Origin of the sequence: Janthinobacterium sp. SUN211 (genome assembly GCF_030587315.1) — a bacterium.
Lineage (GTDB): Bacteria > Pseudomonadota > Gammaproteobacteria > Burkholderiales > Burkholderiaceae_D > Janthinobacterium > Janthinobacterium kumbetense.
Map to the genome: position 1 here is coordinate 785,234 of NZ_JAPWIC010000002.1, position 24,814 is coordinate 810,047.

The window sequence follows — 24,814 nt, forward strand, 5'->3', positions numbered from 1 at the left end:
AAGCCCGATATCGGGTTGAGTAACGCAGCGGTACTAGAGTACCGCGAGTAACGCCGACCCGAGAGCGGGCTGCGCAGTAGGTTTGAAGAGCGTGTCATCAGATCAATGGAAATGCTCGGTACCTTGCGGCGTATCTTCCGGCATTTCCGCATGCGCCAACTCGCCCACCGGGTCGGCAAACAGGGGCGCGCCGCAATCGTCGCAGTATTCGCCGACAAAACGTTCCGCATGGCGCTTGATCTGCGTCACGCCGGCGGCGTTCAGATGCTCGATAATTTCATCGACGGGCGTCTTTTGCTTGTCCAGCGCGGCGATGCCGACCTGGATCAGGCCTTCGATCGGCGTGCCATCCTCGTCTTCCTGGCCGTACAAAGGCCAGACGATGCCGTAGATGACGTCCGGCGCCTGGCGCAGGGTGAAGGCGATGCGGTACTCGTCCACCTGGCCATCGGCCGCTTCCTCGCCGAAACCGGCGATGACGGCGCGCAGTTCCGACGGCTCGATGGCCAGCGTGTGCGTCAGGTAGTGCACGGCGGCGCGCACGGAGACGGGGCGTATCAGCTTGTCCGCTTCGCGGCAGGCCACGTAGTATGCTTCCGGCAGCAGCAGTTCCAGGCCGCAGCCCGGCAGCAGGCGGGCAATCGTCGGTGTCGCCTGCGTGCGCCATTGTTCCAGCGCGGCGCTGCGCTCCTTGATGAAGTCGGGCTGGCTGGCCGGCGTCTGCCAGCGGAACAGGGGGGCGCCGCTTGGGGCCACCACGGCCACCAGCAGGTAGCGCGTATCGGCCAGGAAGGGCGCCGTTTCCGCCTCTTTGCCTGATGGCTTGACGGCCGTGCCTTTCAGGGCGGCCAGTGCCAGCTTCTGCGTCTTGGCATAGGTTTCGACGTGGCTGCGCGGCAACTGGTCGATCGAATACAGGGTCGGCGCCATGGCCATCTTCGTGCCGTCGGCCAGCAGGTGGGCGGCGAAATGCGCGGACAATACGCCGTGCGCGTCGCCGGCCATGGGGCCGGAGGCGATGGAAAAGCGCGTCCACGCGAGGATGGGCACGGCCACCAGCAGGGCGTCGTAGCGCACGTCTTCATGCGTGACGACGGTCGATTCGCTGACGGCTTCAACGCAGTCCATCAGCACGTCGTAGGCGTTCAAGTCTTCCTTGAACAGGCTGCCCAGGGTGTTGTCGATGGTGTCCTGGTGGCCGGTTTTGAGTAATTTCTGGAGCTGCGTATCCAGGCTGTGTTCCCAGGACCGCTCTTCGAGACGGCTGGCTGCCTGTACGATCGCCTGGGCAAAGGTGACCAGGCGCTGGCTGTCGGCAGTCAGTTTATGGGATGAATCTTTGGAAGGACGACGCATAGCGGGATAAGAGTCTCGGAAAGTGAAAAAAATGGATCAGTCAAACAATGATAAACCCTTATAACCGTATTGTAGAGGATTCAGCCGCACGCAATACGTAAGCTGTCCTTAGATCATGCCAATAGTCTGAATTTCAAGGAAAAACGGGGTGCCGGGACGAAAAAAAGCGCCGGTCGGAACCGGCGCTTTTATCTTACCTCACAGCTAGGCTGATTACTCGGCCAGCAGTTGACGCAACACGAATGGCAGGATACCGCCATGCTTGTAGTAGTCGACTTCGATCGGCGTATCGATGCGCAGCAGGACTTTGACTTCCTGGCTCGAGCCGTCGGCGCGGTGGATCACCAGGGTAGCCAGTTGCTGTGGCTTGATCTCGCCTTCGAGGCCTTTCAGGTCGAAGGTTTCCTTGCCGGTGATGCCCAGCGTTTGCACGCTGTCGTCGCCGATGAATTGCAGCGGCAGCACGCCCATGCCCACCAGGTTCGAGCGGTGAATACGCTCGAACGAACGGGTGATCACGGCTTTCACGCCCAGCAGTTGCGTACCTTTTGCTGCCCAGTCGCGCGACGAGCCCGTGCCGTACTCTTCGCCGCCGAAGACCATGGTTGGCGTGCCTTCAGCAACATATTTCATCGCTGCGTCGTAGATCGACATTTCTTCGCCGGAAGGCTGGTGGATCGTGATGCCGCCTTCGACCGCCGAACCGTCCGCTTTCGCAGGGATCATGCGGTTCTTGATGCGCACGTTGGCGAACGTGCCGCGCATCATGATTTCATGGTTGCCGCGACGCGAGCCGTAGGAGTTGAAGTCCGCTTTCAGGACGCCGTTTTCCTTCAGCCACTTGCCTGCAGGACCGTTTTCCTGGATCGAGCCGGCTGGCGAGATGTGGTCGGTGGTGATGGAATCGCCGAACACGCCCAGTGCGCGCGCGCCTTCGATGCCGGTGGCCACTGCCGCTGGCGTCATCGAGAAGTTGTCGAAGAACGGTGGTTCCGCGATGTAGGTCGATTTCGGCCAGTTGTAGACTTGACCGGACACGGTGGTGACTTTCTCCCACAGCTTGCCCGGCGCGCCCTTGACGTCCGCGTAGTTGTCCTTGAACACTTTGGCGTTCATGGCGAACTTCATCATGGCCGAGACTTCAGCCGAGGTCGGCCAGATGTCGCCCAGGTAGATGTCCTTGCCGCCCTTGCCCTTGCCGACCGGTTCCGTCATCAGGTCGCGCGTCATGTTGCCGGCGATGGCGTAAGCGACGACCAGCGGTGGCGAAGCGAGGAAGTTCGAGCGGATGTTCGGGTGAATACGCGCTTCGAAGTTACGGTTGCCCGACAGCACGGCCGACGCGACGATGTCGTGCGTGGCGATCGCTGCGTTCAGCTCAGGCGTCAGGTCGCCCGCATTGCCGATACAGGTGGTGCAGCCGTAGGCGGTCACGCCGAAGCCCAGTTTTTCCAGGTATGGCAGCAGGCCGGCGGCCGTCAGGTACTCGGTCACGACGCGCGAGCCAGGGGCCAGCGATGTCTTGATGTGCGGAGCGACTTTCAGGCCGGCTTCCACGGCTTTCTTGGCCAGCAGGCCGGCAGCCAGCATCACGCTCGGGTTCGAGGTGTTGGTGCACGAGGTGATCGCGGCGATCAGCACGTCGCCGTTCGACACTTTCACGCCGTTCGTCGTTTCGTACACGGCAGCCAGGTCGGCCGGGTTCTTGTTGAAGCCGTTTTCCGTCGTTGGCTTGGCGAACAGCTCGGCGAAGTTCGCCTTGACGTTGCCGATTTCGATACGGTCTTGCGGGCGTTTCGGGCCGGCCAGCGACGGAGCGACCGACGCCAGGTTCAGTTCCACCACGCGGGTGTAGTCGATGTCGCCCGCTTTTGGCACGCCGAACAGGTTTTGCGCCTTGAAGTAGCCTTCGAACGCGGCGATTTCAGCCTTGCTGCGGCCGGTGCCCTTGAAGTAATCGATGGTGGCTTCGTCGACAGGGAAGAAGCCCATGGTCGCGCCGTATTCCGGGGCCATGTTGGCGATCGTCGCGCGGTCGGTCAGGGTCAGCGATTCCGTGCCTTCGCCGAAGAATTCGACGAACTTGCCAACGACTTTCTCTTTGCGCAGCAATTCGGTGATGGTCAGGACCAGATCGGTGGCGGTGCAGCCTTCGCGCAGCGCGCCCGACAGGTTCACGCCGATAACGTCTGGCGTCAGGAAGTAGACCGGTTGGCCCAGCATGCCGGCTTCCGCCTCGATGCCGCCCACGCCCCAGCCGACCACGCCGATGCCGTTGATCATGGTGGTGTGCGAGTCGGTGCCGACCAGGGTGTCAGGGTAGTACACGTCGCCGGCTTTCTTGCCTGCGTGGTGCACGCCGCGCGCCAGGTATTCCAGGTTGACCTGGTGGACGATGCCGAAGCCTGGTGGCACGACGCCGAAGGTGTCGAAGGCTTGCATGCCCCATTTCATGAACTGGTAACGCTCGTTGTTACGCGAGAATTCCAGTTTCATGTTCAGGTCCAGCGCTTTCTTTTCGCGGTAGTGATCGATGGTCACCGAGTGGTCGACCACCAGGTCGACCGGCACCAGCGGTTCGATTTTCTTCGCGTTGATGCCCATCTTGGCGGCCACGTTGCGCATCGCTGCCAGGTCGGCCAGCAGCGGGACGCCGGTGAAGTCTTGCAGCACGACGCGCGCCACTACGAACGGGATCTCGTCGGTGCGCTCGGCGGTCGGGCCCCAGCTCGCCAATTGCTTGACGTGTTCTTCGGTGACTTTTTTGCCGTCGCAGTTGCGCAATACCGATTCGAGCACGATACGAATCGACACTGGCAGGCGGGAGACATTGATGCCCAGGCTTTTTTCCAGCGCAGGCAGGGAGTACAGCTTGCCCTTCTTGCTATCCGAAATATTAAAGTCCTTGAGCGTGTTCAGAGTGTTGCGGGACATGACCTCTCCTTGTTGGGTATCGTCTATTTATTGATTATTCAAATTACAAAACATGACTGAGCCCCCGAAGAGGCCCTTGCTGCTCACATCAGCCGCCGGTCGCCGGCAGCACGCCCAGCGATGGCGCGGCTTCCACCACTGCCGCTGGCTTGGCTTGCTCCGCATCCTTGCATTCATTGGCCAGCTGGCGGCCCTGCTTGGAATCGAGCAGCATGCCTTTGGCCGGGATGCCGATCCAGACGAGACCATATAAACGGTTCTCGAAGCGGTTGGCGCCGGTGGTGGTGCCCACGCGGCTCAGGCGGTGCAGGCGCTTCTTCCAGCGCAGGGCGATGTGTTTGTCGTCAGTCGCATTGGTGTAGATGGTAATTTTATTACCAAGTTCACAATTGAAATCGGTGGAGGCGGAGCCGGCGGTATCCGGCTCATCGGATTCTTCCTTGTCGACCACCGACATGGCGAGCGGATGCGCTTCCTTGGCGGCAGCTTTAGCCTTGGTGGCCTTGGCTTTCGGCTTGGCCTTGACGGCCTTGGCTTTTGCCGGCTCCTTGGTATCCGTGGCGGCGAAGCTGGCCGGCGCCAGCGTGAGGGTCATGGCGCCCAGCGCGACGCTGCAGGCAATGGCTAATTTGGAGAGGGACATCGTGTAATTCCTGTCAGTTTTCAGTGGTGCTGGAAGAGGGGGCGTTGAGTAATGCAGCGGCCGCCTCGGGCAGGCCGAGGCCTGCCAGTTTGGCGCGTTGCAAAACGGTCCAATAATATCGGTAGCTGGCGCGGTCGTGCAAGCGGCCATTTTGCGCAATCGGTCCCCAGTTGGCGCGCAGCGCTTCATTGAGGATATTGCTGGCCTCGTTGACTTCGGACAGGCGCGGCGTGAAGGCCTTGATGATGGGCTTGATCTGGTCCGGGTGGATGCTCCACATGCGCGTGTAGCCGAACTCGGCTGTCGCGCGCTGGGCGTCATTCGCCACCACGGCCGAATCGCGCACGTCCGTCGTCACGTTATGCGACGGCACCTTGCCGTGCGCGTGGCAGGCGGCGGCCACTTCCAGCTTGGCGCGCACCACCAGCGGATGCGTGAACTGGCCTGGCGTGCGCATGGCGGCGGCGGGAATGGCACCGTAGTGGGCCGAAACGAAATCCATGATGCCGAAGGACAGGCATTCGACCTGGGGCAGGGCGGCGATCGCATAGGCGTCGCGCAGCGCGCCATGCGTCTCGATCAGGATATGCACGGGCAGGTTGTCGCGGCCGGCGCGGCGCGCGTGCAGGTTGATCAGGTCGATGGCCAGCATGGCATCCTGCACGCCGCCCACCTTGGGTACGGCGATATAGGCCAGGCGGGACGCGGCGGTGCAGATGATTTCCACGTCGCGCGCGAAAAACGGGCTGTCGACGTCGTGCACGCGCACGCCGATGCGGTTGAACTGGTTCTCGTCGCTGGCCAGCAGGCCGGCGATCATGTGGGCGTGGGATTCTTCATTGCCGGCGCTGGCGCCGTCTTCGCAGTCGAACGTGATGTCGAACAGGGGGCCAAGCTCTTGTTGCAAAGCAATCGATTTACGCATCAGCTTTTCAGAGCCGGCGTAGTGGTCGCAAGCGGCGAGCAACAGCGGCTGGCGTTTGCCTTGGAATAAAACCTCGGAAGGGTGCATGCTTAAGGCATTTCTGCAGGTAAAAACTACTTGAGAAAACAGCCGCGCCGCGAATGTCGCGGGCGGCCTTCTTGGCGGGCGGCGCTCAGGCCGCGCCGCCAATACTGGATTTACGCCAGCAGGTGTTTTACGCCTTCGCGCTCTTCTGTCAGTTCTTTCAGGGTCAGGTTGATGCGCTCTTGCGAGAATGCATCGATTTCCAGACCTTGAACGATGGTGTATTCACCGTTGTCGGTGGTGACCGGGAAGCCGAACACGGTGCCTTCAGGAATGCCATACGAGCCATCCGAAGGAACGCCCATGGTGGTCCACTTGCCGGCGGTGCCCAGCATCCAGTCATGGATGTGGTCGATGGCGGCGTTCGCTGCCGACGCTGCCGACGACAGGCCGCGCGCTTCGATGATGGCCGCGCCGCGCTTGCCGACGGTTGGCAGGAAGGTGTTGGCGTTCCATTCCTGGTCGTTGATCAGGTCCTTGACAGCCTTGCCGTTCACGGTGGCGAAACGGTAGTCGGCGTACATCGTTGGCGAGTGGTTGCCCCACACGGTCAGCTTTTCGATGTCTTTCACGGCGGTGCCGGTCTTGGCAGCGACTTGCGACAGCGCGCGGTTGTGGTCCAGGCGCAGCATGGCGGTGAAGTTTTTTGCCGGCAGCGACGGCGCCGATTTCATGGCGATGTAGGCATTGGTGTTGGCAGGGTTGCCGACCACCAGCACTTTGACGTTGCGCGAAGCGACGGCGTCGAGCGCCTTGCCTTGCACGGTGAAGATCTGGGCGTTCGCTTCCAGCAGGTCCTTGCGTTCCATGCCTGGGCCGCGTGGACGCGCGCCAACCAGTACGGCCACGTCGACATCCTTGAAGGCGGTCAGCGGATCGGAGTGGGCGGTCATTTCCGTCAGCAGCGGGAACGCGCAGTCGTCGATTTCCATCATCACGCCCTTGAGCGCCTTCTGGGCTTTTTCGTCCGGGATTTCAAGCAGTTGCAAGATGACAGGCTGGTCTTTGCCGAGCATGTCGCCATTGGCGATGCGGAACAACAGGGCGTAGCCGATCTGGCCGGCGGCGCCGGTCACTGCAACACGCATTGGGGTTTTAGCCATGATGAATCTCCAAAAATGGGAAAGAAAACGGGCTTGAAGCTGGGCTTACGCTTATCCGGAAAAACTATAATGATACCAAAACCGGCCCGCGCCACCGAATTGCTGGTGTACGCTGCCGTCACGCTTGTGCTGCACGAGGCCAGAGTGGCTGGCCGACAACATAAAACGCTGGCTCACAAGTTTTATCGAGGGCAGTTTAGGCCTCCGATCTCTATCTGTCAATCATATCTTATGTCTTATATAAGACAGATAACTGCGAGTGTTTTACTGGACGCGGGCAGTGATTTGTGTTGAAATGTCGGACTATGAATTCCGCCTCGTCCAATCTGACCAACAATGCCACTGCTGCAAGCGGGGCGGTCAGTCCGACCGCGGGCACCCCGGCCACGCCTGTTGCCGCAGCGGCCAGCACCGCCGCCGCCCCTGTTGCCAGCGTCAATACCACTGCCACCGCCGCCGTGCCAGCTCCTGCCGCGAATGCCTCGCCCACCTTCAGTCCCCTGTACCAGCAGATCAAGGCGCTCATCACGCAGAGCCTGCAATCGGGCGAATGGAAGCCGGGCGAACTGATTCCCAGCGAAGTCGAGCTGGCGGGCCGTTTCAAGGTCAGCCAGGGCACGGTGCGCAAGGCCATCGATGAACTGGCCGCCGAGAATCTCGTCATGCGCCGCCAGGGCAAGGGCACCTTTGTTTCCACCCACCATGAGGCGCGCGCGCATTTCCGCTTCCTGCGCCTGGTGCCGGACGAAGGCGTGCCGCATTATCCCGAAAGCAAGTTTATTGAGGTCAAGCGCGTGCGCGCGCCGGCCGACGTGGCGCGCCTGATGGACCTGAAGTCCGGCGACGCCGTCATCTTCATCAAGCGCGTGCAGTATTTCGACGGCGTGCCGACCATCGTCGAGGAATTGTGGTTGCCCGGCCTGATCTTCAAGGGTCTGACGGCCGAGCGCCTGGTGGAATACAAGGGTCCCATGTACGGCCTGTTCGAGACGGAATTCGGCACGCGCATGATCCGCGCGTCCGAACAGATCCGCGCCGTGTGCGCCGACGCGGGCGCTGCGCAATTGTTAAATATCGACCTCGGCACGCCCTTGCTCAGTTCCGAGCGCGTGTCGTTTACCTACGGCGACAAGCCGGTCGAACTGCGCCGGGGCTTGTACCTGACCAGTCGTCATCATTATCAGAATGAACTCAGCTGAAGCGGCGGGGCGCCCGCGGGCGTCCGAACAAGCAGCAAGGCTGAAGTGCATCGCTTGCAAGATGCCTGCCGCAAGGCGGGCAACGGAGACAACGGAAAGCGCAGCGACAGCATGGCCCGCCCCGGCGGGCCGTGTTTTGCCGGCGATTCTGTAATTAAATTACGTGAACTACGGAAAGTAGCGCGGTATTTTGTAGTAAAAAACCATTTTGGTTATATGTAACAATAGATATTGGTATGGGTTGCGAAAATCGGCGAAAATCGCGGCTTCAATATTTAGTTGAAATTCAAAGGGGAGGTTTTTGTTATGTCTGAAGCCGTAAGAGAAGTACCAAAAAAAGAACGGCCGCAATTCCGTAACATTCATGTTACCGAATTGTCGAACTACCGCATGGCTGTCGGCGCCATCGTCTCGATCCTGCATCGCATCAGCGGTTTCATCATTTTCGCCTTGCTGCCGTGCATCCTGTACATGCTGGAACTGAGCCTGCGTTCCGAAATGTCGTATGCCTACTTCCAGGGCATCGCCTCGCACTGGTTCGTCAAGCTGATCACCCTGGGTCTGGTCTGGGCCTTCCTGCACCACTTCTGCGCCGGCATCCGCCACCTGTTCATGGACGTGCACGTTGCCATCGAAAAAGATTCGGCACGCAAGACCGCGTCGTCCGTGCTGGTCGTGAGCCTGGTGCTGACGGCTTTGGTCGCTTTGAAACTGTTTGGAGTATTTTAAACATGGCAGACAATAATATCGGACCGAAACGCCTCGTCGTCGGTGCCCATTACGGCTTGCGCGACTGGCTGGCGCAACGCGTTACCGCCATCGTCATGGTGGCCTATGTTGCCATCCTGCTTATTTCTTTCCTGACCGGCAGCAACTTCAGCTATGAAGGCTGGGCTGGTCTGTTCGCACAGCAGTGGTTTAAATTGTTCAGCCTGGTGACCTTCGTCGCCCTGTTCTACCACGCATGGGTCGGCGTACGCGACATCTGGATGGACTACGTGAAAAGCGCTGGCCTCCGTCTGACCCTGCAAATTGCCACCATGCTGTGGTTGATCGCTTGTGCCGGCTGGACGGTACAGATACTCTGGAGTGTGTAATCGTGGCAGCATATAAATCTGCAATCCCTACCCGCCGCTTTGATGCGGTAATCGTTGGCGCCGGCGGTTCCGGCATGCGCGCGTCGTTGCAACTGGCTGAAGCCGGTCTGAACGTCGCAGTTCTGTCGAAAGTTTTCCCGACCCGCTCGCACACCGTTGCGGCGCAGGGCGGTATCGGCGCGTCGCTCGGCAACATGGCCGAAGACAACTGGTTCTGGCACATGTTCGACACCGTCAAGGGTGGCGACTATCTGGGCGACCAGGATGCCATCGAATTCATGTGCCGCGAAGCACCGAAAGTCGTGTACGAGCTGGAACACTTCGGCATGCCATTCGACCGCAACCCTGACGGCACCATCTACCAGCGTCCATTCGGCGGCCACACGGCCCACTTCGGTGAAAAGCCGGTGCAGCGCGCTTGCGCGGCAGCCGACCGTACCGGTCACGCCCTGTTGCACACCCTGTACCAGCGCAACGTGCGCGCCCGTACGCACTTCTTCGTCGAATGGATGGCGCTCGACCTGATCCGTGACGCCGAAGGCGACGTGATCGGTGTTGTCGCGCTGGAAATGGAAACCGGCGAATGCATGATCCTGGAAGCAAAAACGACGGTCATGGCAACGGGCGGCGCAGGCCGCATCTTCGCCGCGTCGACCAACGCCTTCATTAACACGGGCGATGGCATGGGCATGGCGGCACGCGCCGGCCTGCCGCTGCAAGACATGGAATTCTGGCAGTTCCACCCGACCGGCGTGGCCGGCGCGGGCGTATTGATCACCGAAGGCGTGCGCGGCGAAGGCGGCATCCTGATCAATAGCGAAGGCGAACGCTTCATGGAGCGCTATGCGCCGACCCTGAAGGATCTGGCGCCGCGCGACTTCGTCTCGCGTTCGATGGACCAGGAAATCAAGGAAGGCCGCGGCTGCGGTCCGAACAAGGACCACGTGATGCTGGACCTGCGCCATATCGGCGCCGACACCATCGCCAAGCGCCTGCCGTCGATCCTGGAAATCGGCCACAAGTTCGCCAACGTCGACGCCACCAAGGAGCCGATTCCTGTCGTGCCGACGATTCACTACCAGATGGGCGGCATCCCGACGAACATCCACGGCCAGGTCGTCACCCCGACCGGTCCGGATAATTCGGCCAAGGTTGTCAACGGCCTGTACGCGATCGGCGAATGCGCCTGCGTCTCGGTGCACGGCGCCAACCGCCTGGGCACGAACTCGCTGCTCGACTTGGTGGTCTTCGGCCGCGCGGCCGGCAACCACATCGTCAACAGCGGCCTGAAAGCCAAGGAAAACAAGCCTTTGCCAGCCGATGCAGCCGATTTTGCCATGGGCCGCCTGGCGCGCCTGGAAAACTCGACCGGCACGGAAACCGTGCAGGGCGTGGCGAACGACATCCGCGCAACGATGCAGAAGTACTGTGGCGTGTTCCGTACCGACGAGATGCTGAACAAGGGCGTCGAAGAAATCATGAAGCTTGACGAGCGCCGCAAGCACGTCTCCTTCAAGGATAAGTCGATGGTCTTCAACACGGCCCGCGTGGAAGCGCTGGAGCTGGACAACCTGATCGAAACGGCGAAAGCGACCATCGTTTCGGCAGCTGCCCGCAAGGAATCGCGCGGCGCCCACGCCCAGGACGACCATCCGCAACGTGACGACGACAACTGGATGAAGCACACTCTGTGGTATTCGGAAGGCAACCGACTGGAATACAAGCCAGTCGTGACCAAGCCGCTGACGGTTGATACCTTCAAACCGAAACCACGTACTTTCTAAGGCTATACCATGGCACGCACTCTCAAATTCAAAATCTACCGCTACGATCCTGACCAGGATGCCAAGCCGTACATGCAAGACCTGACGGTCGAACTGAAAGACACCGACAAGATGCTGCTCGACGCACTGCAGCGCATCAAGGCGGACGTCGATGACTCGCTGGCCCTGCGCCGCTCGTGCCGCGAAGGCGTGTGCGGTTCGGACGCGATGAACATCAACGGCAAGAACGGCCTGGCATGCACGACCAACCTGAACGAACTGTCGGAGCCTATCGTGCTGCGTCCGTTGCCAGGTCTGCCAGTCATCCGCGACCTGATCGTCGACATGACGCAATTCTTCAAGCAGTACGATTCGATCAAGCCTTTCCTGATCAACGATTCGATCCCGCCTGAAAAAGAGCGCCTGCAGTCGCCGGAACAGCGCGAAGAACTCGATGGCCTGTACGAGTGCATCCTGTGCGCATGCTGCTCCACGTCGTGCCCGTCGTTCTGGTGGAATCCGGACAAATTCGTCGGCCCGGCCGGCCTGCTGCAAGCCTACCGCTTCATCGCCGACTCGCGCGACGAAGCCACCGGTGCGCGTCTGGACAACTTGGAAGACCCGTACCGCCTGTTCCGCTGCCATTCGATCATGAACTGCGTCGACGTCTGCCCGAAAGGGTTGAACCCGAACAAGGCGATCGGCAAGATCAAGGAATTGATGGTCCGCCGCGCGATCTGATCACCCTGATCGCGTCCGCCGGGCGCCGTTTGCGGGAAGAGGGTATCCTCTCTTGCCTGCAGGCGGCGCCTGCAAAGCAGCACCGTGCCGCAAGGCACACGTAAAGTGGTAAACCAAATGACAGAATCAATTTTGTCCTCGCATCAGGCCGACCCGGCCAACCGCGCCCGCCTGCGCTGGCGTTCACGCCGTGGCCTGCTGGAAAACGACATTATCCTGACCCGTTTTCTCGATGCGTATGAAACCGAATTGACCGATGAAGAAGTTGACGCGCTGACGCGTTTGCTGGATTTATCGGACAATGCGTTAATGGATCTGGTACTGGCCCGTAAAGAGCCGGAAGGCGAAGTCGATCTGCCGCATGTGCGCGCACTGCTGCAACGACTGCGCATTGCCTAGACGCCTGGGCGATATATTGCAAACGGTGCGAGTGGCGCGCTGTAGCACTGCCGAATTGCGGTGCGAATTGCAGCCAGAATTTTTGATTTTAATTTCGACTCACTCCCGAGAAGGAAGAGCCCATGAATATCTCTGACACAAAAGCTACCCTGTCGTTCTCCGATGGCAGCCCATCGCTTGAATTTCCAATTTACAAAGGCACGGTTGGCCCGGACGTCATCGACATCCGCAAACTGTACGCCGGTAGCGGCAAGTTCACCTACGACCCAGGCTTTATGTCGACGGCCGCCTGCAACTCGTCGATCACCTACATCGACGGCGACAAAGGCGAGCTGCTGTACCGTGGTTACCCGATCGAACAGTTGGCCGTCAACGCCGACTTCATGGAATCGTGCTACCTGCTGCTGAACGGCGAACTGCCGAACGCAGCGCAGAAAGCCAAGTTCGTCGACACCGTCACCAAGCACACGATGGTGCACGAACAGATGCAATTCTTCTTCCGTGGCTTCCGCCGCGACGCGCATCCGATGTCGGTCCTGGTGGGCACCGTCGGCGCGCTGGCATCGTTCTACCATGACTCGCTGGACATCAACGACCCGCGTCACCGCGAAGTGTCGGCCATCCGCCTGATCGCCAAGATGCCTACCCTGGTCGCCATGACCTACAAGTACTCGGTCGGCCAGCCGTTCGTGTACCCACGCAACGACCTGTCGTACAGCGCCAACTTCATGCACATGATGTTCGCCAACCCGTGCGAAGAGTATAAGGTCAACGACGTGCTGGTGCGCGCTCTGGACCGCATCCTGATCCTGCACGCGGACCACGAGCAAAACGCATCGACTTCGACCGTCCGTCTGGCCGGTTCGTCGGGCGCCAACCCGTTCGCCTGTATCGCTGCCGGTATCGCCTGCCTGTGGGGCCCTGCCCACGGCGGCGCCAATGAAGCGGCACTGAACATGCTGAAAGAAATCGGCACCGTCGAGAACATCCCTGCCTTCATCGCGCAAGTCAAGGACAAGAACTCCGGCGTCAAGCTGATGGGCTTTGGTCACCGCGTGTACAAGAACTTCGATCCACGCGCCAAGCTGATGCGTGAAACCTGCTACGAAGTGCTGCAAGAGCTGGGTCTGCAAGACGACCCACTGTTCAAGCTGGCGATGGAACTGGAAAAGATTGCACTGAACGACGAATACTTCGTTTCGCGCAAACTGTACCCGAACGTCGACTTCTACTCGGGCATCGTGCAATCCGCACTGGGCATCCCGGTATCGCTGTTCACCGGTATCTTCGCCATGGCCCGTACGATCGGCTGGATCGCCCAGTGGAACGAAATGATCGCCGACCCGGAACAGAAAATCGGCCGTCCGCGCCAGCTGTTCGTCGGTTCGACCACGCGCGAAGTATTGCCACTGGATAAGCGCGCTTAAGTTACCGCGTATTGTTCCTGCCGGGCCTTGCGGCCCGGCGCACAAAAGCGAGCCTCGCGGCTCGCTTTTTTTATGCCTGTCCGCACCGCCGGCCGCAAGCCGGGCTGGTATGCTCAGGCCTGGCTTCAACAGAAAACATAACTCGATGAATGACGAAACATGCGCCCCCAGCGGCGTGGCCCTGGCCGATACGGCATTTGGCTATACCTTGTCGCTGATCGGCGGCAAGTACAAGATGCTGATCCTGTACGCGCTCGCGGAAAACACGGTGCTGCGGCATAACGAACTCAAGCGGCATCTCGGCGGCATCGCCTTCAAGACCCTCAGCGTCGTCCTGAAGGAACTCGAAGCCGATGCGCTGATCCTTCGCAAGGAATATCCGCAAGTACCGCCCAAGGTGGAATATTCCCTCTCAAGCAAGGGCGCTTCGCTGATCCCCGTGCTGCATACCTTGTGCGAGTGGGGTGAGCGGCACCAGCCTGCCTGATCCGGATATGCCTGGCAAATAGCATTTCTATAGTCAAGTAACTTACTTTTTTTCCTGTATAAGTAGTCAATGTGCGTACTTGTGAAAAGTACTCGCCATGGTTATGCTGTTTTTGCCCATGCAGGCGCGCGGCCACGTGCTGCACGCCTTGGGGCAGGGTACCGGCTTGCCTGCTTTTCTGTGCATGCGGGTCCGGTGCATCCATCCCATATTCAGGAAAGCAGCATGAAGAAAACCCTCGTTATCGTCTTCCATCCCTCGATCGACACCTCGGTCGCCAACAAGCGCTGGCTGCAGGAGCTGGCGCAGCATCCCGAGCGCTACACCCTCCACGACGTGCACTGGGCTTATCCGGATGGAAATATCGATGTGGCGCGGGAGCAGGCGCTGGTGGAGGCGCACGCCAATGTGGTCTTGCAGTTCCCCGTGTACTGGTTTAACTGTCCGCCCTTGCTGAAGCGGTGGCTCGATGACGTGCTGGCGTATGGCTGGGCCTACGGCACGGGCGGCGACGCCTTCAAGGGCCGCAAGGTGGCGCTGGCCGTCACGGCAGGCATCCGCCAGGAAGACTTCACGCCGGAAGGCAAGTGGAAGGTCACCCTGGCGCAGCTGCTGGCGCCGTTCGATGTCACCCTGGCGTATATCGGCGCCGACAACCGCCGCTTCTTTGCCTTCTATGGTGCGGAAGACGGGCCGAAGGAAGCGGGTTATGCCGGGCGGCTGGCGCGCAGCGCGCAAGAGTATGAACGCTTTCTGGCCGCCTTGTAAGAGCGCTGGTCCAGCCTCAGTTCAAGGCTGCTTCCAGTTGGTGCAGGGCGACCTGCCGGCCCTCCAGCTGCAGGCTGTCGCCCTCATAGGGTTGCGGCAGGACGATGCGGTGCGGCGCATTGTGCTTGAGGATGCCGCCCCAGTGGGCGACCCTGGCGCCGGCCTGGCGGCGTATCGCCTCGACCGTGGCGCTGCTGGCGAGGATATGGGCTTGCGGAAAAGCTTGCTGCAGCACGCCCAGGCCGAAATAGGCTTGTGGTTCGGCCGCGCTGATATAGATGGTGGTCAGGCGCTTGCCGCTGGCGGCGATGGTGTGCGCTAACTGCGCCGCATCGTCGCGCAGGAACTGGGTATTGACGAGGATGGCGTCCGCCACGCCGCTCAGCAGCAGCGAGGTGGACGGTGCGCGGCCCAGCACATCCAACTGGAAGGTCTCCAGCGTGCGGGAGGGGTGAAAGGGGAGGGCGGCGCGTGCAAGCATATTATTCTTTCAATATTAGATACTCTCTCGCATATTATCCTTTCGACCAGGCACGGGAAATAGGGTAGATTGCAATACTTAGTTGCATGGATCGGATGAATCAAGGGAGTAAGCGCATGGACCGCATCACCGCCGCACAAGTATTCGTCGCCATCGCCGAGCGGGGCAGCATGGTGGCCGCCAGCGACGCGCTCGACATGTCGCGCGCCATGGTGACGCGTTACCTGGCCGAGATGGAGCAGTGGGCAGGGGCGCGCCTGCTGCATCGCACCACGCGCCGTCTGAGTCTGACGGATGCGGGCGAAGCCACCCTGGCGCGCTGCCGGCAGATGCTGGAAGTGGCGGGCGCCATGGCCGTCACTTCGCCCGAGGGGCTCGACACGCCACACGGCTTGCTGCGCATTACCTGTTCGCAATCGCTGGCGCAGACGGCGCTGGCCGGCGCAGTGACCGCTTACCTGCGGCGCTACCCGCGCGCCGCCGTCGACCTGCAGATGGAGAACCGCGCCGTCAACCTGGTGGAGCAGCGCATCGACCTGGCGATCCGCATCACGAACGCGCTCGAGCCGAACCTGATCGCGCGCCAACTGGCCAGCTGCGCCTCGGTGGTGTGCGCCGCACCATCGTACCTGGCGGCGCACGGCACGCCGCGCCGGGCGGAAGACCTGGCCCTGCACAACTGCCTGACGTACACGTATTTCGGCAAGAGCCTGTGGCAGTTCACTCATGGCGGGGAAGCGCTCACTGTTCCCGTGAGCGGCCGCCTGTCGGCGAATGAGTCGCTGGTCCTGCTGGTGGCCACGGTGGCGGGGGCGGGCATCGCCATGCAGCCGCGCTATTCGGCCGCGCCGCTGATCGCCAGCGGGCAGCTGGTGGAGCTCCTGCCCGCGTATCAGCCGCAGGACATGGGCATCTACGGCATCTACACCTCGCGGCAGCACATGTCGCCCTTGCTGCGCACCATGCTCGACTTCCTGGTGGAGTGGTTTGCCGGCGATCCCGATTGGCTGGCGGCCATCGCGGCGGCGCCGTTGCCGGGCAGACCAGTTGGACGCAAGCGGCACGCCGGCAGGGCTGCCGATGTGCTGTAAGCGCAACAGTGACAGGCTTGCAAGCCCGGGAAAATCAACAACACAGCTTACATTTGCTTGCCAAATAAAATTCAACTAGCGGTTGTTGCGTTACAATACCGCGTGCTATTCTAAATGACGGTATGCAGAATGCTGGTGCAATAAAAAAGCCCTTCCCCACAACTTGATGTGCAATCCGCTAACCGGTCAGGCCGTGTCGCGGAAGGTTAGATTAACCCGCTAATTCCTCGCGAAGCGCGAAGAAAGGTGAGCAATATATGCAGCAATTAACGACCAACTCCTACCTGTTCGGTGGGAATGCTCCGTACGTGGAAGACCTGTACGAGGCGTATCTGAACAACCCAGGCTCGGTACCCGATAACTGGCGTTCCTACTTCGACGCGATGCAGCACGTGCCTGCCGTCGATGGCACCAACAAGCCTGACGTGGCGCATGCCTCCGTCGTCGCCTCGTTCGCCGAGCGCGCAAAAGCTGGTCCGATCCGCACAGTGACCGCTTCCTTCGATGCTGAAATGGGCCGCAAGCGCGTCGCCGCCACGCAGCTGATCGCCGCTTACCGCTACCTCGGTTCGCACTGGGCCAACCTGGATCCGCTGCAACGCCAGGAACGCCCGATGATCCCTGAGCTCGAGCCGAGCTTCTACGGTTTCACCGACGCGGACATGGACACCGTGTTCAACATCAGCAATACCTATTTTGGCCCCGAGACCGCCACCCTGCGCGATCTGCTGAACTATCTGCGCGATACCTACACGCGCTCGATCGGCGCCGAATTCATGTACATCTCCGACCCGGCCGAAAAGCGCTGGCTGCAAGAGAAACTGGAAGCGATCCGCTCCACCCCGAATTTCACTCCAGAGAAAAAAATCCACATCCTCGACCGCCTGACCGCGGCTGAAGGCCTGGAACGCTATCTGCACACCCGCTACGTGGGCCAGAAGCGCTTCTCCCTGGAAGGCGGCGAAACCTTCATCGCCTCGATGGATGAAACCATCCAGCGCGCCGGCGAAAAAGGCGTGCAGGAAATCGTGATCGGCATGGCCCACCGCGGCCGCCTGAACGTACTGGTGAACACCCTGGGCAAGGCGCCGCAGGAACTGTTCGAAGAATTCGAAGGCAAGCATGGCGACGACCTGCCTGCCGGCGACGTGAAATACCATCAAGGCTTCTCGTCGGACATCTCCACCGCAGGCGGCCCGGTCCACCTGTCGCTGGCGTTCAACCCGTCGCACCTGGAAATCGTCAACCCTGTGGTCGAAGGTTCCGTCAAGGCCCGCATGGACCGCCGCGGCGACGCGCAGGGCGCCCAAGTGCTGCCTATCCTGGTGCACGGCGATGCCGCTTTCGCCGGCCAGGGCGTGGTCATGGAAACGCTGAATCTGGCGCAAACCCGTGGCTACCATACCGGCGGCACGGTGCATATCGTGATCAACAACCAGATCGGTTTCACCACCTCGGATCCGCGCGATGCCCGCTCGACCCTGTACTGCTCGGACGTCGTCAAGATGATCGAAGCACCGGTCCTGCACATCAATGCCGATGATCCGGAAGCCGTGGTGCTGGCGACGCAGATCGCGCTCGACTACCGCATGGAATTCAAGAAGGACATCGTCCTCGACATCATCTGCTACCGCAAGCTTGGCCACAACGAGCAAGATACGCCGGCACTGACGCAGCCACTGATGTACAAGAAGATCGGCCAGCATCCAGGCACCCGCAAGCTGTACGCGGACAAGCTGGTAGCGCAAGGCGTGATTCCTGCCGATGGCGGCGACAAGATGGTGGCCGCTTTCCGCGACGCCATGGACGCCGGCAAGCATACCGTCGATCCGGTCATCTCGAACTTCAAGAACAAGTACGCCGTCGACTGGCTGCCGTTCCTGAACAAGAAATGGACCGATTCGGCCGACACCGCCGTGCCGATGACGGAATTGAAACGCCTGGCCACCCGCATCACCACCGTGCCGGAAGACTTCAAGGTCCACTCGCTGGTTGAAAAAGTACTGGGCGACCGCGGCACCATGGGCCGTGGCGAAATGAACCTGGACTGGGGCATGGGCGAACACCTGGCCTACGCTTCGCTGGTATCGTCCGGCTACGCCATCCGCCTGACGGGCCAGGACGCCGGCCGCGGCACCTTCGTGCACCGCCACGCCGTCTTGCATGACCAAAACCGCGAGCGTTGGGATGCAGGTACCTACATTCCGCTGCAAAACGTGTCGGACAATCAGGCGCCGTTCACCGTCATCGACTCGGTGCTGTCCGAAGAAGCCGTACTGGCCTTCGAATACGGCTACTCGACCGCTGAACCGAACACGCTGACGATCTGGGAAGCCCAGTTCGGCGACTTCGCCAACGGCGCGCAAGTGGTCATCGACCAATTCATCAGCTCCGGCGAAGTGAAGTGGGGCCGCGCTTCCGGCCTGGTCATGATGCTGCCGCACGGTTACGAAGGCCAGGGTCCTGAGCACTCGTCCGCGCGTCCAGAGCGTTTCCTGCAGCTGTGCGCAGACAACAACATGCAAGTGGTGCAGCCGACGACGGCTTCGCAGATCTTCCATTTGCTGCGCCGCCAGATGGTGCGCCAGTTCCGCAAGCCGCTGGTCATCCTGACGCCGAAGTCGCTGTTGCGCAACAAGGATGCCGGTTCGCCGCTGACCGACCTGGCCAAAGGCGGTTTCCAGACCGTCATCGGCGAAGTCGACGACAAAATCGACGCCAAGAAAGTCAAGCGCGTGGTCGCCTGCTCGGGCAAGGTCTACTACGACCTGGTCAACGCACGCAAGACCCGCGGCCAGACCGACACGGCCATCGTGCGCCTGGAACAGCTGTATCCGTTCCCGCACAAGTCGTTCGCTGCTGAACTGAAGAAGTTCCCGAACCTGGTCGAAGTCGTCTGGGCGCAGGACGAGCCGCAAAACCAGGGCGCCTGGTTCCAGATCCAGCACAACATCTTCGAAGGCCTGGAATCGGGTCAGCGTCTGGCTTACGCCGGCCGTCCTGCTTCGGCGTCGCCTGCTGTCGGTTACTATGACAAGCACTACGCCCAGCAAAAAGATCTGCTGGAAACGGCATTCTCGAAGCTGAAGGGTTTTATCCTGACCAAGTAAGTGGCAGGATGACGGGGGCCGTGCGTATGCATGGCGCCTGTTCGCATACATCGTGACGGAGCGCCGCCCTTGCTACGCAGGGGCGGCGCCGCAATAACAAAATAAACGGAGTTTTACATGGCACAAATCGAAGTCAAAGTTCCCCAGTTGTCGGAATCGGTTGCAGAAGCGACCCTGCTGGCATGGCACAAGAAAGTCGGCGAAGCAGTTGCGCGCGACGAAAACATGATCGATATCGAAACCGATAAAGTGGTGCTGGAACTGCCGGCGCCAGCCGCTGGCGTGATCGTTCAAATTATCAAGGCTGACGGCGCTACCGTCGTCGCCGGCGAAGTCATCGCCATCATCGACACCGACGGCTCGGCCAAGGTCAGCCCGATGGAAGTGTCGGCCGTGCCTGCACCAGCCCTGGCTGCCGCCGCGCAAGACGCCGCTACCGCGTCCGCGCCAGCCGCTGCGACCAAAGGCGATGTCGCCATGCCTGCCGCCGCCAAGATCCTGTCCGAAAAAGGCCTGTCCGCTGGCGACGTCGCCGGTTCGGGCAAAGACGGCCGCGTGACCAAGGGCGACGCCCTGGCCGCTTCCGCCAAGCCAGCTGTTGCGCCACTGGCGCCAGCCGCTGCCAAGCCAGCGCTGCAGCAAGTTGCCACGCCGTCGGCCGCCAGCCTGGGCGACCGCCCTGAAGAGCGCGTGCCGATGAGCCGCCTGCGCGCACGTATCGCCGAGCGCCTGCTGCAATCGCAATCGACGAACGCCATCCTGACCACGTTCAATGAAGTGAACATGCAGCCGGTCATCGACCTGCGCAACAAGTACAAGGACAAGTTCGAGAAAGAGCACGGCGTCAAGCTGGGCTTCATGTCCTTCTTCGTCAAGGCCGCCGTCGCCGCGCTGAAAAAATACCCGATCATCAATGCCTCCGTTGACGGCAACGACATCGTCTACCACGGCTACTTCGACATCGGCATCGCTGTCGGTTCGCCACGCGGCCTGGTCGTGCCTATCATCCGCAACGCGGACCAGCTGTCGATCGCCGACATCGAGAAAAAAATCGGTGAATTCGGCGCGAAAGCCAAGGAAGGCAAGCTGACCCTGGACGACCTGACGGGCGGCACGTTCTCGATCTCGAACGGCGGCACCTTCGGCTCCATGCTGTCGACCCCGATCATCAACCCGCCGCAATCGGCCATCCTGGGCGTGCATGCGACCAAGGACCGCGCGGTTGTCGAAAACGGCCAGATCGTGGTACGTCCGATGAACTACCTGGCCATGTCCTACGACCACCGCATCATCGACGGCCGCGAAGCCGTCCTGGGCCTGGTGGCGATGAAAGAAGCGCTGGAAGATCCTGCACGCCTGCTGCTGGACCTGTAAGCACTGTAGTCCCCCGGCGTAGCCGCCGGGGCAATGTAGCTGATACCCCTTGCCAGAAGACGCAGCTGGCTGATCTCAATGAAAGAGGATTCCCATGAACGTCTCTGAAGAAATCAAGCGTCTGCACGAGTTGCACCTGGCAGGTGCCCTGAGCGACGCGGAATTCGCGCAAGCGAAAGCCAAGCTCCTGAGCAATATCAACCTGGACAAGCCGGACAACGCGTCCGGCGCCGCTTCCGGCCCCGCGAACGACCTGGTGCAGGAATTCAACCGCCTGCGCCGGTCGCGCAACGACCGCTGGCTCGGCGGCGTCTGCGGCGGCCTGGGCCGCGCTTCCGGCATGGAAGCGTGGATCTGGCGCCTCGTCTTCGTCCTGTTTACATTGACCTTCGGCTTCGGCGTGGTGATTTACCTTCTATTGTGGATTTTCGTACCAGACGAAGAGATTGGAATAACAAAACATGAGTACTAAACAATTTGACGTAGTTGTCATCGGTGCGGGCCCTGGCGGCTACATCGCCGCCATCCGCGCAGCGCAGCTGGGCTTTTCCGTCGCTTGCGTCGACGAGTGGTCGAACGCCAAGGGCGGCGCCGCGCCTGGCGGTACCTGCACCAACGTCGGCTGCATCCCGTCGAAAGCGCTGCTGCAATCGTCCGAGCATTTCGAACACGCGGGCCACAGCTTCGCCGAGCACGGCATCGACGTCGCCGGCCTGAAGCTGAACCTGGGCCAGATGCTCAAGCGCAAAGACACCGTCGTCAAGCAAAACAACGACGGCATCCTGTACCTGTTCAAGAAGAACAAGATCGCCTTCTTCCACGGCCGCGCCGCTTTCGCTGCCGCCGCCGCTGGCACGTATGACATCAGCGTGACGGGCGAAGCCAACGAAACCCTGACGGCCAAGCACGTGGTCATCGCCACGGGTTCGAACGCGCGCGAACTGCCGGGCGCACCATTCGACGAGAAACTGATCCTGTCGAACACGGGCGCACTGGCCATCGACGCCGTACCAGCCAAGCTGGGCGTCATCGGTGCCGGCGTGATCGGCCTGGAAATGGGCAGCGTCTGGCGCCGCCTGGGTTCCGACGTCACCGTGCTGGAAGGCCTGCCGGTCTTCCTGGGCGCTGTCGACGAGCAGATCGCCAAGGAAGCGTCGAAGCTGTTCACCAAGCAAGGTTTGAAGATCAACCTCGGTTGCAAGATCGGTGCGATCACGCCAGGCAAGAAAGACGTCACCGTGGAATTCGTGGACGCCAAGGGCGAAGCGCAAAAAGCCGTGTTCGACAAACTGATCATCTCGATCGGCCGTACGCCGAACACGAATGGCCTGGGTGCCGACAAGGTCGGCCTGCAGCTGGACGAACGCGGCTTCATCGCCGTCGACGGCGACTGCAAGACCAACCTGCCGAACGTGTGGGCAGTGGGCGACGTCGTGCGCGGCCCGATGCTGGCGCACAAGGCGGAAGAAGAAGGCGTTGCCGTGGCCGAGCGTATCGCTGGCCAGCACGGTCACACCAACTTCAACACGATTCCCTGGGTGATCTACACCTCGCCGGAAATCGCGTGGGTCGGCAAGACCGAGCAAACCCTGAAGGCGGAAGGCATCGCCTACAAGGCCGGTACCTTCCCGTTCATGGCCAACGGCCGTGCGCGCGCGCTGGGCGACACTTCGGGCATGGTGAAATTCCTGGCCGATGCGACCACCGATGAAATCCTCGGCGTACACATCGTCGGCCCGATGGCGTCCGAACTGATTTCCGAAGCCGTCGTGGCGATGGAATTCAAGGCTTCGGCCGAAGACATCGCGCGCATTTGCCACGCTCACCCATCCCTGTCGGAAGCGACCAAGGAAGCGGCACTGGCGGTTGACAAGCGCACGTTGAACTTTTAATTGTAGTTAGTCCTACGGGGGCGCTCGCGGATTTTTTCCGCCGGCGCCCTTGTGCGTTAAAGCGAATCCCATGAACGTAGAAGAGTTTTACCAGCACGCGCTGCAGAAGCGTGATTTCAAGGCCGATGCCGCCCAACGGCGCGCGGTCGACCGCCTGCAGCTGTGCTATGACGAGTGGGTGGCCTACAAGGGCCAGCGCTCGAGCACCTTCAAGCGCCTGCTGAACCGTCCTGCCGTGCCGAAAGGCGTGTACATGTGGGGTGGGGTGGGGCGCGGCAAATCGTTCCTGATGGACAGTTTTTACTCGGTCGTGCCCCTGGTGCGCAAGACGCGCCTGCACTTCCACGAATTCATGCGCGGCGTGCACCAGCAGCTCGATGAATTGAAAGGCGTGGCCGACCCGCTCGACGAGGTGGCCAAGCGCATCGCCAAGAAATACCGTTTGATCTGTTTCGATGAATTCCACGTCTCCGACATCGCCGACGCGATGATCCTGTACAACCTGCTGTCGGCCCTGTTCGCCAACGGCGTGTCCTTCATCATGACCTCGAATTACGACCCGGACCTGCTGTATCCGGACGGCCTGCACCGCGACCGCATGCTGCCGACCATCGCGCTGCTGAAAGACAAGCTCGACGTGATGAACGTCGACGCGGGCGTCGATTACCGCGGCCGCGCGCTGGAGCAGGTGGAAAGTTACTACACGCCGCTCGGCGCGGAGACCGACAAGGCTTTGCGCGACGCTTACACGCGCATCGCCGAGACGGCAGACGAAGACGCGCGCATCCGCATCGAGAGCCGCGAAATCCATTGCCTGCGCCGCGCCGGCGGCATTATCTGGTTCGATTTCGCCACCCTGTGCGGCGGTCCCCGCTCGCAAAATGATTACCTGGAAATCGCCAGCCGCTTCCATACGGTGATATTGTCCGGCATACCGGCCATGTCGGCGGCGCAGTCGTCTGAAGCGCGCCGCTTTACCTGGCTGATCGACGTGTTTTATGACCAGAAGGTCAAGCTGATCATGTCGGCCGAAGTGGCGCCTGATGAGTTGTACACGAACGGCATGCTGGCCAACGAGTTTCACCGCACCGTTTCGCGTATCATCGAGATGCAATCGCGCGAATACATGGAAAAAGAACAGCGCGGCGCGGCCGACGCGATCGTTTGAGGCAGGGATAAGGAACATGATGGCAAATACACTATACAAGCTGGGTGCGGCGCTGGGCCTGGTCCTGGCGTTGTCCGCCTGCGCGCACCAGGGTGCCGCGGCGTTGGATGAGGTCGGCGCGCCGCAGGTGCCTGCCACCTTGTCGGTGGACGAGGCGGACGCCAAGCTGAAGCTGGTCGCCAGCGAGCGCGCGGCGGCGGAAGACGAGTTTGCCGCGCGCGAACTGGAGTGCTACGACAAGTTTTTCGTGAATAACTGCCTGGACAAGGCCAAGGAAAAGCGCCGCCTGATCCTCGTGCGCCTGCGCGCCGTCGAAGCGGAAGCGAATTACTTCAAGCGCGCCGAGTCCGTGCGCCTGCGCGATATCGACCTGGCCCGGACGCAGGAAAGTGCGCGCCTGGACGCCGAACAGCGTGCCGCGGCCTTGCCCAAGCCCGTGAAAGTGGTCGCGCCCGAGCCGGCGCCGCCCAAGCCGGAAGGCAAGAGCGTGGCCGAGCGCGAGGCTGAGCACGCGGCGAAGGTGGCGAAACAGGCCGCCGCCGACGCTGCCGATGCCCCGCGCCGCGCCGCCCGCGAAGCAGCCTATGCCCGCAAGCAGGCTGACGCCGTGGCGCGCCAGAAACGCGTGGCGCAACGTCTGGCCGAGCGCCAGGCCGAAGCGCAGGCCAAGGCTGCCAAGGCGGCCGCCGCTGCCAGCACGCCGGCCGTTGCTGTGCCTGTGCCGCCGGCCAAATAACGCTGCCGCGCAGGGGGCAGGCCGGAAAGGGCGTGC

The 24,814-nt window shown here is 61.2% G+C and carries 22 protein-coding genes; 16 read left to right on the plus strand and 6 right to left on the minus strand.

Annotated features, from left to right (window positions below):
• Positions 1-102: 102 nt before the first annotated feature.
• The 5 genes from O3301_RS09240 to O3301_RS09260 all read right to left on the minus strand — a co-directional run bounded on the left by O3301_RS09240 (position 103) and on the right by O3301_RS09260 (position 7,045).
• Positions 103-1,356, minus strand: coding sequence for a DUF2863 family protein (locus O3301_RS09240; RefSeq protein ID WP_289898517.1), 1,254 nt, complete (start codon positions 1,354-1,356; stop codon positions 103-105).
• A 213-nt stretch (positions 1,357-1,569) separates the two neighbouring features.
• Positions 1,570-4,290, minus strand: a complete 2,721-nt coding sequence (gene acnA / locus O3301_RS09245; protein ID WP_099667065.1) for an aconitate hydratase AcnA — start codon at positions 4,288-4,290, stop codon at positions 1,570-1,572.
• A gap of 88 nt (positions 4,291-4,378) precedes the next feature.
• Positions 4,379-4,933: a hypothetical protein gene (locus O3301_RS09250; RefSeq protein ID WP_099667066.1), complete on the minus strand. Its 555-nt coding sequence runs from the start codon at positions 4,931-4,933 to the stop codon at positions 4,379-4,381.
• 13 nt (positions 4,934-4,946) lie between these two features.
• Positions 4,947-5,945 (minus strand): CoA ester lyase, encoded by a 999-nt coding sequence (locus tag O3301_RS09255; protein WP_289898516.1) that lies wholly within the window; start codon positions 5,943-5,945, stop codon positions 4,947-4,949.
• Positions 5,946-6,055: 110 nt separating this feature from the next.
• Entirely contained in the window at positions 6,056-7,045 is a 990-nt protein-coding gene (locus O3301_RS09260; RefSeq protein WP_034789110.1) for a malate dehydrogenase, read from the minus strand.
• Between the two features lie 305 nt (positions 7,046-7,350).
• Between O3301_RS09260 and O3301_RS09265 the strand changes: the two genes are divergently transcribed.
• The 9 genes from O3301_RS09265 (at position 7,351) to O3301_RS09305 (ending at position 14,926) form a co-directional block, all read left to right on the plus strand.
• Positions 7,351-8,244, plus strand: a complete 894-nt coding sequence (locus tag O3301_RS09265) for a GntR family transcriptional regulator (RefSeq protein ID WP_289916544.1) — start codon at positions 7,351-7,353, stop codon at positions 8,242-8,244.
• Positions 8,245-8,550: 306 nt separating this feature from the next.
• Positions 8,551-8,973, plus strand: a complete 423-nt coding sequence (sdhC, locus tag O3301_RS09270) for a succinate dehydrogenase, cytochrome b556 subunit (protein WP_034752080.1) — start codon at positions 8,551-8,553, stop codon at positions 8,971-8,973.
• A 2-nt stretch (positions 8,974-8,975) separates the two neighbouring features.
• Complete coding sequence (sdhD, locus tag O3301_RS09275) at positions 8,976-9,341, plus strand: succinate dehydrogenase, hydrophobic membrane anchor protein (RefSeq protein ID WP_034752078.1); 366 nt, start codon at positions 8,976-8,978, stop codon at positions 9,339-9,341.
• Between the two features lie 2 nt (positions 9,342-9,343).
• A complete protein-coding gene (sdhA, locus tag O3301_RS09280; protein WP_099667069.1) occupies positions 9,344-11,125 on the plus strand; it encodes a succinate dehydrogenase flavoprotein subunit in 1,782 nt (593 codons plus the stop codon).
• A 9-nt stretch (positions 11,126-11,134) separates the two neighbouring features.
• Complete coding sequence (locus tag O3301_RS09285; RefSeq protein WP_034752075.1) at positions 11,135-11,845, plus strand: succinate dehydrogenase iron-sulfur subunit; 711 nt, start codon at positions 11,135-11,137, stop codon at positions 11,843-11,845.
• 117 nt (positions 11,846-11,962) lie between these two features.
• Positions 11,963-12,244, plus strand: coding sequence for a succinate dehydrogenase assembly factor 2 (locus tag O3301_RS09290; RefSeq protein WP_034752073.1), 282 nt, complete (start codon positions 11,963-11,965; stop codon positions 12,242-12,244).
• 122 nt (positions 12,245-12,366) lie between these two features.
• Positions 12,367-13,671, plus strand: coding sequence for a citrate synthase (gene gltA / locus O3301_RS09295; protein WP_099667070.1), 1,305 nt, complete (start codon positions 12,367-12,369; stop codon positions 13,669-13,671).
• 145 nt (positions 13,672-13,816) lie between these two features.
• The gene (locus tag O3301_RS09300; RefSeq protein WP_305056202.1) at positions 13,817-14,158 is read left to right on the plus strand and encodes a helix-turn-helix domain-containing protein; all 342 of its coding nucleotides are present in this window, start codon (positions 13,817-13,819) and stop codon (positions 14,156-14,158) included.
• A 225-nt stretch (positions 14,159-14,383) separates the two neighbouring features.
• Positions 14,384-14,926, plus strand: a complete 543-nt coding sequence (locus tag O3301_RS09305; protein ID WP_305056203.1) for an NAD(P)H-dependent oxidoreductase — start codon at positions 14,384-14,386, stop codon at positions 14,924-14,926.
• Positions 14,927-14,942: 16 nt separating this feature from the next.
• On the opposite strand, the gene O3301_RS09310 is transcribed toward O3301_RS09305, so the two are convergent.
• Positions 14,943-15,407 (minus strand): hypothetical protein, encoded by a 465-nt coding sequence (locus O3301_RS09310; protein ID WP_305056204.1) that lies wholly within the window; start codon positions 15,405-15,407, stop codon positions 14,943-14,945.
• Positions 15,408-15,523: 116 nt separating this feature from the next.
• Between O3301_RS09310 and O3301_RS09315 the strand changes: the two genes are divergently transcribed.
• From O3301_RS09315 to O3301_RS09345, 7 genes are all read left to right on the plus strand, one after another.
• Entirely contained in the window at positions 15,524-16,498 is a 975-nt protein-coding gene (locus O3301_RS09315; RefSeq protein ID WP_305056205.1) for a LysR family transcriptional regulator, read from the plus strand.
• 257 nt (positions 16,499-16,755) lie between these two features.
• Positions 16,756-19,608 (plus strand): 2-oxoglutarate dehydrogenase E1 component, encoded by a 2,853-nt coding sequence (locus tag O3301_RS09320; RefSeq protein WP_034789088.1) that lies wholly within the window; start codon positions 16,756-16,758, stop codon positions 19,606-19,608.
• A gap of 117 nt (positions 19,609-19,725) precedes the next feature.
• Positions 19,726-20,982, plus strand: a complete 1,257-nt coding sequence (gene odhB / locus O3301_RS09325; protein ID WP_230542174.1) for a 2-oxoglutarate dehydrogenase complex dihydrolipoyllysine-residue succinyltransferase — start codon at positions 19,726-19,728, stop codon at positions 20,980-20,982.
• A 94-nt stretch (positions 20,983-21,076) separates the two neighbouring features.
• The gene (locus O3301_RS09330; protein ID WP_077407361.1) at positions 21,077-21,454 is read left to right on the plus strand and encodes a PspC domain-containing protein; all 378 of its coding nucleotides are present in this window, start codon (positions 21,077-21,079) and stop codon (positions 21,452-21,454) included.
• Positions 21,444-22,874 (plus strand): dihydrolipoyl dehydrogenase, encoded by a 1,431-nt coding sequence (gene lpdA / locus O3301_RS09335; RefSeq protein ID WP_034752057.1) that lies wholly within the window; start codon positions 21,444-21,446, stop codon positions 22,872-22,874. The genes O3301_RS09330 and lpdA overlap by 11 nt, the downstream gene beginning before the upstream one ends.
• Before the next feature lie 70 nt (positions 22,875-22,944).
• A complete protein-coding gene (gene zapE / locus O3301_RS09340; protein WP_099667077.1) occupies positions 22,945-24,042 on the plus strand; it encodes a cell division protein ZapE in 1,098 nt (365 codons plus the stop codon).
• 19 nt (positions 24,043-24,061) lie between these two features.
• Positions 24,062-24,778 carry a hypothetical protein gene (locus O3301_RS09345; RefSeq protein WP_289904151.1) on the plus strand — a complete coding sequence of 239 codons (717 nt, stop codon included), beginning with the start codon at positions 24,062-24,064 and terminating at the stop codon, positions 24,776-24,778.
• Positions 24,779-24,814 lie beyond the last annotated feature (36 nt).

What these genes read in the sequence shown, in the direction of transcription:
- O3301_RS09330 (WP_077407361.1), top strand. Translation starts at nt 21,077, where the DNA reads ATGAACGTCTCTGAAGAAATCAAGCGTCTGCACGAGTTGCACCTGGCA.
- O3301_RS09320 (WP_034789088.1), top strand. Translation starts at nt 16,756, where the DNA reads ATGCAGCAATTAACGACCAACTCCTACCTGTTCGGTGGGAATGCTCCG.
- O3301_RS09255 (WP_289898516.1), bottom strand. Translation starts at nt 5,945, where the DNA reads ATGCACCCTTCCGAGGTTTTATTCCAAGGCAAACGCCAGCCGCTGTTG.
- acnA (WP_099667065.1), bottom strand. Translation starts at nt 4,290, where the DNA reads ATGTCCCGCAACACTCTGAACACGCTCAAGGACTTTAATATTTCGGAT.
- O3301_RS09240 (WP_289898517.1), bottom strand. Translation starts at nt 1,356, where the DNA reads ATGCGTCGTCCTTCCAAAGATTCATCCCATAAACTGACTGCCGACAGC.
- O3301_RS09265 (WP_289916544.1), top strand. Translation starts at nt 7,351, where the DNA reads ATGAATTCCGCCTCGTCCAATCTGACCAACAATGCCACTGCTGCAAGC.
- sdhC (WP_034752080.1), top strand. Translation starts at nt 8,551, where the DNA reads ATGTCTGAAGCCGTAAGAGAAGTACCAAAAAAAGAACGGCCGCAATTC.
- O3301_RS09285 (WP_034752075.1), top strand. Translation starts at nt 11,135, where the DNA reads ATGGCACGCACTCTCAAATTCAAAATCTACCGCTACGATCCTGACCAG.
- O3301_RS09305 (WP_305056203.1), top strand. Translation starts at nt 14,384, where the DNA reads ATGAAGAAAACCCTCGTTATCGTCTTCCATCCCTCGATCGACACCTCG.
- O3301_RS09315 (WP_305056205.1), top strand. Translation starts at nt 15,524, where the DNA reads ATGGACCGCATCACCGCCGCACAAGTATTCGTCGCCATCGCCGAGCGG.
- O3301_RS09345 (WP_289904151.1), top strand. Translation starts at nt 24,062, where the DNA reads ATGGCAAATACACTATACAAGCTGGGTGCGGCGCTGGGCCTGGTCCTG.
- gltA (WP_099667070.1), top strand. Translation starts at nt 12,367, where the DNA reads ATGAATATCTCTGACACAAAAGCTACCCTGTCGTTCTCCGATGGCAGC.
- odhB (WP_230542174.1), top strand. Translation starts at nt 19,726, where the DNA reads ATGGCACAAATCGAAGTCAAAGTTCCCCAGTTGTCGGAATCGGTTGCA.
- O3301_RS09310 (WP_305056204.1), bottom strand. Translation starts at nt 15,407, where the DNA reads ATGCTTGCACGCGCCGCCCTCCCCTTTCACCCCTCCCGCACGCTGGAG.
- zapE (WP_099667077.1), top strand. Translation starts at nt 22,945, where the DNA reads ATGAACGTAGAAGAGTTTTACCAGCACGCGCTGCAGAAGCGTGATTTC.
- lpdA (WP_034752057.1), top strand. Translation starts at nt 21,444, where the DNA reads ATGAGTACTAAACAATTTGACGTAGTTGTCATCGGTGCGGGCCCTGGC.
- O3301_RS09250 (WP_099667066.1), bottom strand. Translation starts at nt 4,933, where the DNA reads ATGTCCCTCTCCAAATTAGCCATTGCCTGCAGCGTCGCGCTGGGCGCC.
- sdhD (WP_034752078.1), top strand. Translation starts at nt 8,976, where the DNA reads ATGGCAGACAATAATATCGGACCGAAACGCCTCGTCGTCGGTGCCCAT.
- O3301_RS09260 (WP_034789110.1), bottom strand. Translation starts at nt 7,045, where the DNA reads ATGGCTAAAACCCCAATGCGTGTTGCAGTGACCGGCGCCGCCGGCCAG.
- O3301_RS09300 (WP_305056202.1), top strand. Translation starts at nt 13,817, where the DNA reads ATGAATGACGAAACATGCGCCCCCAGCGGCGTGGCCCTGGCCGATACG.
- O3301_RS09290 (WP_034752073.1), top strand. Translation starts at nt 11,963, where the DNA reads ATGACAGAATCAATTTTGTCCTCGCATCAGGCCGACCCGGCCAACCGC.